This window comes from Roseateles sp., from assembly GCF_039929605.1.
Lineage (GTDB): Bacteria > Pseudomonadota > Gammaproteobacteria > Burkholderiales > Burkholderiaceae_C > Pelomonas.
In genome coordinates, this window is the sequence record NZ_JBDSQX010000209.1 from 23,023 (window position 1) to 34,211 (window position 11,189).

10 protein-coding genes and 1 pseudogene are annotated in these 11,189 nt (G+C 67.5%); 2 read left to right on the forward strand and 9 right to left on the reverse strand.

What is annotated here, in order from left to right; all coding sequences use genetic code 11:
• Positions 1 to 15 precede the first annotated feature (15 nt).
• The 9 genes from ABIS05_RS28115 to ABIS05_RS28155 all read right to left on the reverse strand — a co-directional run bounded on the left by ABIS05_RS28115 (position 16) and on the right by ABIS05_RS28155 (position 8,748).
• Positions 16 to 1,170, reverse strand: a complete 1,155-nt coding sequence (locus tag ABIS05_RS28115; RefSeq protein WP_348010295.1) for a GNAT family N-acetyltransferase — start codon at positions 1,168 to 1,170, stop codon at positions 16 to 18.
• Entirely contained in the window at positions 1,149 to 2,198 is a 1,050-nt protein-coding gene (locus ABIS05_RS28120) for a glycosyltransferase family 4 protein (RefSeq protein WP_348010296.1), read from the reverse strand. Before ABIS05_RS28120 ends, ABIS05_RS28115 begins: the two co-directional genes overlap by 22 nt.
• A complete protein-coding gene (locus ABIS05_RS28125; RefSeq protein WP_348010297.1) occupies positions 2,195 to 3,181 on the reverse strand; it encodes an acyltransferase in 987 nt (328 codons plus the stop codon). The genes ABIS05_RS28120 and ABIS05_RS28125 overlap by 4 nt, the downstream gene beginning before the upstream one ends.
• The gene (locus tag ABIS05_RS28130; RefSeq protein ID WP_348063384.1) at positions 3,178 to 4,077 is read right to left on the reverse strand and encodes a hypothetical protein; all 900 of its coding nucleotides are present in this window, start codon (positions 4,075 to 4,077) and stop codon (positions 3,178 to 3,180) included. The genes ABIS05_RS28125 and ABIS05_RS28130 overlap by 4 nt, the downstream gene beginning before the upstream one ends.
• A gap of 260 nt (positions 4,078 to 4,337) precedes the next feature.
• Entirely contained in the window at positions 4,338 to 5,795 is a 1,458-nt protein-coding gene (locus tag ABIS05_RS28135) for an oligosaccharide flippase family protein (protein WP_348010299.1), read from the reverse strand.
• Between the two features lie 340 nt (positions 5,796 to 6,135).
• On the reverse strand, positions 6,136 to 6,855 hold the full coding sequence (locus ABIS05_RS28140; RefSeq protein ID WP_348010301.1) for a hypothetical protein: 720 nt from the start codon (positions 6,853 to 6,855) through the stop codon (positions 6,136 to 6,138).
• Positions 6,852 to 7,694, reverse strand: coding sequence for a hydrolase 1, exosortase A system-associated (locus tag ABIS05_RS28145; RefSeq protein WP_348010302.1), 843 nt, complete (start codon positions 7,692 to 7,694; stop codon positions 6,852 to 6,854). The genes ABIS05_RS28140 and ABIS05_RS28145 overlap by 4 nt, the downstream gene beginning before the upstream one ends.
• Complete coding sequence (locus ABIS05_RS28150) at positions 7,691 to 8,494, reverse strand: hydrolase 2, exosortase A system-associated (RefSeq protein WP_348010303.1); 804 nt, start codon at positions 8,492 to 8,494, stop codon at positions 7,691 to 7,693. The genes ABIS05_RS28145 and ABIS05_RS28150 overlap by 4 nt, the downstream gene beginning before the upstream one ends.
• Positions 8,491 to 8,748 (reverse strand): phosphopantetheine-binding protein, encoded by a 258-nt coding sequence (locus ABIS05_RS28155; RefSeq protein WP_348010304.1) that lies wholly within the window; start codon positions 8,746 to 8,748, stop codon positions 8,491 to 8,493. The genes ABIS05_RS28150 and ABIS05_RS28155 overlap by 4 nt, the downstream gene beginning before the upstream one ends.
• 192 nt (positions 8,749 to 8,940) lie before the next feature.
• Here ABIS05_RS28155 and ABIS05_RS28160 point away from each other — a divergent pair, with 192 nt between their 5' ends.
• Both ABIS05_RS28160 and ABIS05_RS28165 read left to right on the forward strand, forming a co-directional pair.
• Positions 8,941 to 10,536 carry an acyl-CoA ligase (AMP-forming), exosortase A system-associated gene (locus ABIS05_RS28160; protein WP_348010305.1) on the forward strand — a complete coding sequence of 532 codons (1,596 nt, stop codon included), beginning with the start codon at positions 8,941 to 8,943 and terminating at the stop codon, positions 10,534 to 10,536.
• 12 nt (positions 10,537 to 10,548) lie between these two features.
• A pseudogene (locus tag ABIS05_RS28165) lies at positions 10,549 to 11,189 on the forward strand (pyridoxal-dependent decarboxylase, exosortase A system-associated); the annotation flags it as partial.

The window sequence follows — 11,189 nt, forward strand, 5'->3', positions numbered from 1 at the left end:
CGGGTCGCTTGAGGTTCAGTCGGCCGGATTTTCCGGGCGGGGCGCGGGTGCGGGCTTGGCACGCAGGTGGCGCCAGGCATTGCCGAGGGTCTGGTGCAGCAGGCCCCACAGGCCGCGCGGCGTCAGCGGGTCGTAGGCGATGAGGCCGAAGCGCTCGCGGCGCTGGCTCATCCAGGCGGCCTTGTACGGGTCGTCGCCGATCAGGTAGTCGATCTCGCGGACGTGGTCGGCGTCTAGGGCCTGCTCCATCAGTCGCGCCGTCAGCAAGGTGCCGGGTGCGAGCGCCTTGTAGGCTTCGTCATAGGCCAGCTTGTAGATGTCGGCGCGGCCGTTGGCGACGATCCATAGCTGAGCTGCCACGGGCTTGTCGCCGACCCAGGCCACGCCCAGGCGCAGCCAGCCGCGCCGCGCGCACAGGCGCATCAGCTCGGGCAGGAAGTCGGGGTAGGGCTCAGGCACCTTCCAGCTCTGCGCGTAGACGGCCTGGTAGGCCGCGAGTCCGGCCTCCAGCCGCTCGCCGCCCTGCACGATCTCGAGCGAGCCGCCCTCGGCAGCGAACTTCTTGGCGTTGCGCTTGATCGTGTTGCGCACCTGGCTGCTGCGGTCCTTCAGGTAGGCGGCCCAGTCCTGGCGCACCGGTTCGTACCAGTTGCCGAAGGCGAAATAGCGGTGCACCTTCAAGCCGGCCAGTTCGAGTGCGCGCCCGAGCACAGAGAACTCCCGTGACGCCGGGTCCATCGGCGCGAAACGATAGACGGCGGCACCGCCGCTGGTGCGGCGCACCGCGCGCAGCAGCGGCAGCAGGTCCTCGGCGGTGATGCCGTCGTCCAGCGCTGGTGCGAAAAGAGCCGTGTAGAAGTTCGACAGCGCGCCCACCTCGCGGCCGAGCGCGCCAGCGTGCGCCACGGTCGGCAGCACGGCGAGCACGCGGCTGCCGCAGCGCAGCACGTGAAGGCGCACCTGGTGCGCTTTCGGCTCCCGGGCGTAGACGGTGTCGACGAGGAGGGCGAACCAATCAGCGCCAAACTCGATGTGGCGTTGTTCCGCTCGGCCCATCAAGGCCAGGCCGTCGTCGGGCAGTTCACGCGGGTGCGTGTAGCTGTCGATATGGAGTGTGTCGTCGCGGCTGATGGGCGGCATGGCGGGGGTCAGCTCGCGCGGCGGTTGCATTCGATGGCCTTGCCGTAGACGTCCACCAACTGGCGGGCGACGGCCTCCCAACTCAATGCCTGGACGGCGGCTCGGGCGCGGCCTGCGGGCGGCGGCTGACGCAGGAATCCCTCGATGGCCTTGCGGATGGCGGCGTGGTCGTCGGCGTGGACCTCCACGGCCACTTCGGAGGGCAGGTGCAGGTCCATGACGTGGTTGTCCGTGAGCACCACGGGCCGGTCAGCGGCCAGGCCCTCCAGGATGGAGTTCGGCATGCCTTCGTGGCGGCTCGGGATGGCGATGACCGAGGCCGCCACGCAGGCGGACGCGATCAGGCTGCCATGGGCCAGTTCGCCCAGGTGGATGACGTCCGGCGAAGCTGCCAGGCACTGGGCCAGGTAGTCGCTCGTGTCTTTGCCGGCATAGCCGGCCAGCACGATCTGCACGCCGCTGCCCGCCATGGCGCGCGCCAGGCCGAGCTGGTTCTTCACGTCGCCGAGCAGGCCGGTGTGGAGGACAAATGGCTGGCGGATGTGCGGGTACTTCTGCAGAAATTCGCTCGGGTCGGCTTTGAAGAACTCATGGCCAACGCCATTGAAGATGACGTTGACCTTGGCCGGATCGGCCTGGAAGGCTTCGACCAACATGCGGCGCTCGCCGGTGCCAAGCACCACCAGTTGGTCGGCCAGCGTGATCGAGGTGTGGAGCTGCCAGTGGCTCGTCGTCAGCTTGTAGTTGGTCAGCTTGCCGACGAGGCGGTTGAGGAGGCGGCCGCGGCGCCCCTCGAAAGCGCTGTAAGGCGGGTTCATGATGGTGGAGAGCACCACGGGCAACCCGTCCCGCTTGGCCTGCTCGATGATCCGGTGGTTGCCGTTGTAGCCGGCGAAGACATGCACCAAGTCGTAATCGCGCAGGTATTCGCGCACAGGATCGATCAGGCGAGCTTCATGCCCGATGTCGCAGAGCGCCTGCACCGTGCGCCCCACCTTCATCCCCAGCCCGCCTCGGGTCTGGAACAGCATGGGATAGGACAGGACGGCGATTCTCATGATGAAGATGTTCTCAAACCCGACAGGCTGAGGAACAGCCGGTCATAGAGGTATTGCGCGAGGACAGCGACGGCCATGACTGCGGGCAACGCCAGGCATAGCAACGCGAGCCAGTGATGCAATGGCTGATCAAAATGCATCAGCCGCTCGAAGGCGCCATAGACAACGCGATGGAACAGGTAGGCGCAGAAGCTGCCGTAACTCAGCATGCGAACCAGTCGGTTGCTGCCGACTTGTGCGGGCAGGGCATCCAGCGCCCGCAAGACCAGCAGCGGCATCAGGCATACGGCAGGTATGGCGCTCCAATCCGACAAGTCTCCTCGGGATGTGGTGCTCAATTGAAGAGCCAGCGCCAGCCCCGCCGCCGTCAGCAAACCCCATCCGACGGGGAGGTAGCGCCAATGGCTTCGCGCCACGACGATGCCGCTTGCAAAGGCGGCGAACTGGGTGGCCAAACGCGTGTCTAGCGGTGCGATGCAAAGCTGCCATCCAGCGAGGAAGAGCAGCACGGCGGCGCTGACCAGCAGCGTGGTCTTGCGCGTGCCGATCAACAGTGCGGGTGCCACTGCGATACAGGCCATCAGCATGGCCACGTACCAGAGCGTCATCGGCGAAGGGGGGAAGAACATCGTCAGTCCCAGTGCAGCCTTGGTGGCAGTGCGCCAATCGGTCAATCCGGTGACGGCAAAGCAGGCCAGCGCGACGAGATAGAGCGGATAGATTCGCCAAAAACGCTGGCGATAGAACGCCAGCCATGCGGCCGCCTCCAGCTTCAGCGGATGGCGCCCAAGCAGATAGCCGGAGATGAACGTGAAAGTGCCCAGGACGCACTGGGTGATCGCGGCACTCGCCCAGCCCACATGCGTGTCGCCATCGCCCACATAACCGCCGAGATGCAGGTATGCCACGACGTACAGCATCAGGCTGGCGCGCGCGACGTCGACCGACGCATCGAAACGGCCCGGGGAGACGCCGCGTGTCATGCAGGGGGAGCTCTGTTGCCGACCCGCGCATGAAATCCGGCCCGCTGTTTGGCGAGGGCGGCCAGGAGCTTGAGCCGGTAGCGCCGTTGCATCGGCGCCAGCCTGTTGGCTGCAGCGGCGAGCTTCGCCTCCACTTGCGGCGTGGTGAGCTGCGGCCAGTGCCCGGCGGTACTCAGCGCGCCGATCTGTGGCTCGCTGGCGGCCCAGCGCCGGACCTCGAATTCGTAGAAGCGATAGCGCGGATCGTCCACGGGGAGCAGGTCGATGTCAGGGCGCTGGGCGGGGTTGAAAATGCCCACAAGTGGCATGTGGATGGTTTGCGCGCCGGACAGCCAGCACGCCAGCCATGAAAAGCTGCTGAGGCTCATCGCGATATGAGGCGCGGCGCGGATGATCTCGAAATCTTCGCGGATGCCTTGGCTGGAAATCTCGCGGCAGCCCGAGAAGGTCTCGCGAAGCGCGTCGGAGTACCAGTCCGAGCCGATCTGCCCCATCAGCACCGGCCGCAGCCCGGTCGTCTCGACCAGTTGCCGCAGGTAGTGCAAGGGCAGCGGGCCGTAGTCGACATGCACGTTGTCCAGCGTCTCGGCGCCGCGCACGTTGATCAACAGCTCGTCGTGCGCCAGGGCCTGCGCCACCGTTGGCGTGGGCGGGAAGAGGCGCTTGACGCGTTCGCGGTCAAAGTTGGCCATCCGAAAGCCCAGCGCCGCGAATTCGAAGTCTTGCAACCAGCCGCGCTGCAGCAGCCCCAGCAGCCATTCCCGGTCGACGTATTGCCCGAAGAACCGCAGCCGCTGCGCGGCTGGCGATACCGGCAAGTCGCGCCGGATCTGCCATATCGGCAGGTCGACCCCGCCTATCTGCAGGCCGGGCAGCTGCTGCTGCAGCGCGTCCATGAACGCCAGTTGAAGCATCTGGTTGGCTAGGTTGCCAACGGGAACGATGTGGGCTTGCATATCAGTTCTCCATGGCGTTGCGCGCCACCCGCAGCCCATGAAACGGACGTATTTCGGGCCGAGCGCCGGGCCGCTCCCAAGCCGGCCCGTCTGGCGATGTGCGAGCGGGGCACGCGCCGCGAGCATCGCCGTCCCCTCGGGGGACCGACTGGGCTGGCCCGCGTTCAGCGGCGCATGACCGGGCGAGGGGCAGTTTCATCTCAGGCGGCGCCCCGCGCCCTGCGGCGCTGGAGCCAGTGAATGAGGGTGGCCTCGGCGCCGGGGGGGCGGCCCGCCAGCGTCCAGAGCAGCAGGCTGGAACCCAGGTAGGTGAGGGTGCAGGCCAGTCCGCCAACGACCAGCGCGGCAAGCGGCGGCCACCCTGGCAGCGCGAGCAGCGTTGCATAACCTGCTGCGCACAGCAGCAAGCTGCTGGCGACGGTGCGCCCGAGGATGCGTGGCAGGTCCGACCAGTGCAGCCGCAGGGCGCGGTTCAAGTGCATCCACACGTAGCACCAACTGAAAAAGGTGCCGAGAGCCAGCGCATAAGGTGCCGCCATGACGCCCAGGCGCGGGAACAGCACGACCAGTGCGCCGAGGCGGATGGCAACGGACAGGAAGGTGGCCTGCGTGTTGATCCGAGGCCGGCCGATCACCAGGAACAGCGGAAATATCCCGGACATCGTCGAACGCAGCGCGCCATGGATGGCGAAGGCCTGGACAAACGGAATGGCGGGAATGCCCTTGGCGCCCAGCACGACGCGGATCGCCGGGTCCGCCAGCACCGCAAGCGCGCAGCTCAGTGGCAGGCCGACCGCCGCCACCGCCCCGACGCTGGCGAGCACGACGCGGTGCAGTTCGTCCTGGCGGTCGACGAGCTTGGTGTAGCCCGCCACCAGCGCCCGCTCGATGGGCCAGACGAACTCCATCACCATGGAGCTCACTTCTTCGGCGACACGCAGGATGCCGACGGTGCCGGCGGAGAACAGCTTCTGCGTGGCGATCTTGTCGGCCTGGTTGCCCACGTACAGGACGATGCTGTTGCTCAGCTGCCAGGACGAGAAGCGCAGCACTTCGCCCGCACCCACGAGGCTGGGACGGGGCCGGAAGGGGTGCATGGCATAGCCCATGGCCAGGCCGACCAGGCGCGAGGTCAGCGTGCCGATGACGAGGGCCCAGTAGTTCTGCAGCAGCAGCGCCGCTGCCAGCGTGGCCGCGAAGGAGACCAGCTTCTGGCTGACCTTCAGCATGAATTCCTTGCGGAAGTTGAGATCGCGCGCGAACTCGATGACGCCCGTGCTGGCGATGCCGTCCAGCAGCGGCGCCCACGCAAGGGCCAGCAGGATGGGCGTGAGCCGCGGTTCATCGAGCAGGTGGGCCGCGAGTGGCGCGCCCGCCAGCAGCACGATGCACACGCTGCCGCCGCGCAGGGCGTTCAATGTCCAGGTGGTCTGGTATTGCTGCTCGGTGGCGTTCGGATGCCTCAGCAGCGCCTGGTCGAAGCCGAACTCCGCGAAGATTTCGATGAAGCCAACCACGATCATGGCGGTCGCGACCAGGCCGAAGTCCTCCGGCGACAGGATGCGGAACAGCAGGATGATGCTGACCAGGCCGATCATCCGGATCGACAGTCTCAGCACCACCAGCGTGATACCCGCCAGCGCGATCTGTCGGCCCATGCCGGGCGATCGCTCAGGGGTCGGTGGCTCGGTGGGCAGGGTCGGCGGCGCGCTCACTGGGCGGCCCCGCATGGCAGCTCGACCGCGCCGGGCATGGCGTCAGCAGTGGTCCAGACGTCGTCGACATCGCAATACCCGATCCGTTCGCTGCCCATCAGACTCACCTGCGGAAACTCGCGCTCGACCAGCGCGGCGAAACCATCACATGACTTCTTTCCATCAAGCTCACGTCAAACACCAACGCTCGACGGTCGCGGGCCGAGCGCGGCGTCGCGACGATGCCGCGCTCCGCGTTAAAACCGGGCTTGATGACGCTGACTGAGGGCAAGTCGCACATCGGTCAACGGGCCGCAGCAGGCTCTGACGCGGGGGCCGAGGCCGGCGCCGGCGATGAGGCTGCGGCATCGGCCGCCGCCGGCTCGACCCAGCGGCCAGCGGCCACCAGCCTGTCCTTCAGTTCGCGGCGATCGACCCCCAGGGCGATGACGCGATGGGCCTGCACCAGCGCTTTGTCGTACTCCTTGAGGTCGGCGTACAGCATGCCGACGTTGAACTGCGCGAACGGGTTGTCCTGGGTTGTGCGCGCGACGTACTGCAGATGTTGGCCCGCCTCATCGAGGCGTTGGCGCCGTATCAGGAAACTGGCGTAGAGCAGCCGCACGATATGGTCGTCCGGCACGAAGCGCAGCGCGCGTTCGTAGTAGCACTCCACCTTGTACTTGGCGCTGTCCGGCGGATCCGCCTTTTCCTTCTCGGCAAGCCGTTCCAGGGTGACAAGCGCGCGATAGTGGTTCGGGAAGGCACGCAGCGTGTAAGCGATATCGCCGCCGAAGGGCCCGGTCATGCGCCGTGTCAGGTTCTCCACCCCGGAGTCGAAGTGGTTGGACTCGACGATGTGCTTGCTGCCTTCATGACCGCGGTAGTCGTAAGGCCCGTAGTTGTTTTCCAGTGAACCGCAGGCGGGCCCGATCTGGGCCGATGCGGCTGTGGCGGCCAGTGCAACGGCGGTCGCCGTGAGCAGGCGATGCCAGTCCAACGGAAAGCGGATCTGCTTCATCATGGGGAAGGTGCGATGTCCTGCAGCCAGCGATGGGTGACGGTCGTCAGGCGTTCCAACTGCATGGCTTCCGAAAACGTGTGGTCCGCGCCAGGAAAGTCGATCCGTGAGACCCGGTTCTCGCTGAGCAAGCCGGCCCAGTCTTGCGACTCGCTGGCATGGCCCAGAAACTCCTTGGCAGTGTAGTCGTCGCCACTGAGCATCAGCAAAATGGGCAGCCGCGTCCGCCGCCATCCGGCTGCCATGCGCTGCTGAAAGCCGCGGGTGTCAGCGGCAGGCCCGCGGCTGGCTTTGACCGTGCGCATCAGGCTCTTCAAGGCATCCAGCCCTACGCCGCCTCGAAGCAGCTTCAGCCAGAACTCCGCCTGCAACAGCCTCTTGCCGTAGTAATGCTTGACATGGGTGCGAGCCAGGGAGGCCGTGGAGCGTACCCATGGATTGGCCAGGGCGAGTCCCACTACCCGAGGGTCGGGCTGGCGTTCCAGATAGAGCAAGGTGGCCGACGCGGCATCGCACAACCCCCACAGCACCACCCGCTTGAGCTGCGTCTGTGAGGCCAGCAGCGCGTCAACGGCAGCCGTGATGTCGGCGTCCACGGCCAGGAAGTCGCGCGTTTCACCGGCGCTGTCGCCCATGCCGCGATAGTCGAAACGCAGCGCCGCGAAGCCGTTGCTGGCCAAGTGGCGAGCCAGCAGCGTGAACTGGCGATGACTGCCCGCGCGGTACTGCGGGCCGCCGACGATGATGAGCACGCCCACGTCGGCCGGAGCTCCTTCGGGCTCGGCCAGGATGCCGACCAGTGCTTCGCCCTCGCAGGTGAAGTTCAGCACGGATTCCTTCATGACAGAGCCTCTACGGTGCGCGCGATCAGTGCCGGAGCGAGTTCGATCTCTGCGGTTGACCAAAAGCCGGGCCCCTGGACGATCTGCGGCTGTACCGCCCAGCCCGCGTCCTGCCAGCTCTTGATGCCTTGCTCGCTGACGGGCGTCAGTGCCGCGTCCTCGCGGGTGCTGAGTTCCAGCCATTCGACGCGGCCCGGCGTGCCGGCTGGCGCCAACTTGGCGGCTTCCAGCCCCGAAGCCAGGGCGGCGCCCAGCCGGTAGCCGGCAATCTCGACCGGCCGGCCGGCGGCCAGTTCGGTCTTCATCTGCTCCATCAGCCCCTTGCCGGCGCCGCTGGCCATCTCGGCGGCCAGCTTCAGGCGCAGGAACTGCTGCAGCGCGAGCTTGCCGTTGGTCATGGGTTGCCAGAACAGGAAGTTCGCCGGCCGGCCCCAGTCGGTGGCGGCCAGCAGGGCGCCGGCACGCAGGCCCCAGAGCCACAGCGGCGCGTCGGGCGCGCGACGGTCCAGCTCGGCCAGGCCCAGGCGCACGTCGGCCTGCCAGTCAGCCCAACCTGCGTCGCCGAAGTCGGCAGACGAGTCACCGCACCCGCGCAGGTCGATCTGCAGCACGGCGTGGCCGGCCTCGGCCAGCGCGCGGCAGGCCAGGGCCGCCATGCGGCGCGACTTGTTCATCTCTTCCGCGAACGGGTGCAGATAGAGCACCTTGCTGCGCGGCACGCCCGTCGGCGCGTGGAACAGACACAGCCGCTGCTCGCCGCCAGCGGCGGGCAGGAAGAAGACGTTGGGGTGAGGAATCAACCCAGCCGGGCGCCGACGAAGTCCGCCAGCGAGCCCACAGTGGCAAAGGTGTCGCCATCGATGTCGTCATCGTCGACCACCAGGCCGAGCTGTTCTTCCAGCCCGGTGATGAGGCTGACGACGGCCATCGAGTCCAACTCGGGCAGGGCGCCGAGCAGGGCGGTGTCGCGGGTGAAGGTCTGGGCACGGCCGTTCAGGCTCAGCACGTCGTCGAGAAGCCTCAGCACATGGCTGAGAACCTGGGCGTTGTCCATGGGATGGTCCAAAAATACAGTCGCGCAGTTTAGCGGCGGGCCTCATCTGCGCCGAGGTACCGGCCCCTTGGCCTCGGGGGCGCGTGAGATACTTTTTTCACGGGTCGTTCTCGCTTAGGCGGCCACTTGCAGGCGCTTGTTGCTAGCGTCCGGGCTTGTCTGTCGTGCCCAGTCTTCACTCTCCAGAGCTTCATGCCCGAATCGACCCTGCTGAACGAGTTGGTGGCCGTCGCCGCCGAGCACACGCCCGACGCACCGGCCCTGACCTATGGCGGAACCACGCTGAACTACAGCGAGCTGGACGCTGCGGTGCGCGGCTTCGCAAGCGGTCTGATGAACCTGGGCCTGGCCCGCGGCGAGCGGGTGGCGATCTACCTGGAGAAGCGCTTCGAGACGGTGATCGCCAGCTTCGGCGCACCGGCGGCCGGTGGCGTCTTCGTGCCGTTGAACCCGCTGCTCAAGCCCGAGCAGGTCGGCTTCATCCTGCGCGACTGCGATGTGCGCGTGCTGGTCACGTCTCCCGAGCGCCTGGCGCAGCTGGGTGACGTGCTGAGCGCCTGCCCGGCGCTGCGCCACATCGTGCTGACCCGAGGCTCGGGTGATGCGCCGGTGCCGGTGCATGACTGGCTCGAACTGCTGGCTTCGCCTGCCCGTGCTGGCCACCGCATCATCGACACCGACATGACGGCCATCCTCTACACCTCGGGCTCCACCGGCCGGCCCAAGGGCGTCGTGCTGTCCCACCGCAACATGGTGGCCGGAGGCAAGAGCGTGGCGAGCTACCTGGAAAACCGTGCCAGCGACACGCTGCTGGCCGCGCTGCCGTTGTCCTTCGACGCCGGCTTCAGCCAGCTCACCACGGCCTTCCACAGCGGCGCCCGCGTCGTGCTGTTGAATTACCTGATGCCCAAGGATGTGCTCAAGGCCATGGAGCGCGAGAAGGTGACCGGCCTGACCGCCGTGCCGCCGCTCTACATCCAGCTGACACAGCTCGAATGGCCGGCCGCCATCGACGCCAACCTGCGCTACTTCGCCAACACCGGCGGCCGCATGCCGCGGGCGACGCTGGACCTGCTGCGCGCCAAGGCGCCGTCGGCCAAGCCCTTCCTGATGTATGGGCTGACCGAGGCCTTCCGCTCGACCTACCTGCCGCCCGAAGAGGTGGACCGCCGGCCGGACTCCATCGGCAAGGCCATCCCGAACGCCGAGATCCTCGTGCTGCGCGAGGACGGCAGCGAGTGCGCGCCCGACGAGCCGGGCGAACTGGTGCATCGCGGCGCCCTCGTCGGCTTGGGCTACTGGAACGACGCCGAAAAGACGGCGGAGCGCTACAAGCCCCTGCCGGTCGTGGGTTCAGGTGTCGGCGGCCGCGAGGGCGGGCTGCAGCTGCCCGAGTTCGCCGTGTTCTCCGGCGACACGGTGAGGCGCGACGCTGAAGGCTTCCTGTACTTCGTCGGCCGCCGCGACGAGATGATGAAGACCTCGGGCTACCGGGTCAGCCCGACCGAGGTCGAGGAAGTGCTGTACGCGACCGGCCTCGTCGGCGAGTGCGTAGCCTTCGGTGTCCACCACGACACCTTGGGCCAGGCCATCCAGGTCATCGTCACGCCCCCCGAGGGTGCCGGCGAACTGGACCTGGCCGCGCTGACCGCCGCCTGCAAGGCGCGCATGCCGGCCTACATGGTTCCGCACGGTGTCGACGCCCGCCCAGGCCCGCTGCCGCGCAACCCCAACGGCAAGATCGACCGCAAAACCCTCTCGACCGACTGGCTCGAACACCACATTTAGGCGCCACGCCGCATGACTGAATCCGTCCCGACCAAGCGCGCCCTCGGGCACGCGCCCGTGCTCTTCCCCCGCGACGCGAATGGCGAGCTGCTGGTGGGCGGCCAGCGGCTGTCCGTGCTGGCCGAGCGCGTCGGCCAGACACCGTTCTACGCCTATGACCGCGGCCTGTTGAAGGCCCGGGTTGCTGAGTTGCGCGCCGCGCTGCCGAAAGGCATCGAGCTGCACTTCGCGATGAAGGCCAACCCGATGCCGGCGCTTGTCGGGCTGATGGCGGGGCTGGTGGACGGCATCGACGTGGCCTCGGCCGGCGAGCTGCAGGTCGCGCTGAACAGCGGCGCCGACCCCCACGAGATCAGCTTCGCCGGCCCCGGCAAGCGCGACATCGAGCTGGGCCAGGCGGTGGCGGCCGGCGTGCTCGTCAACGTGGAGTCGGCGCGCGAGCTGCTGCCGCTGGCGCGCGCGTCCCAGCGTCTGGGCCTGCCGGCGCGTGTGGCCCTGCGCGTCAACCCCGACTTCGAGCTCAAGGGCTCGGGCATGAAGATGGGCGGCGGTCCGAAACAGTTCGGCGTCGACGTCGAGCAGGTCGGCGAGCTGCTTGCCGAGATCGCGTCTGCCCGGCTGGCCTTCGAGGGATTTCATCTCTTCGCGGGTTC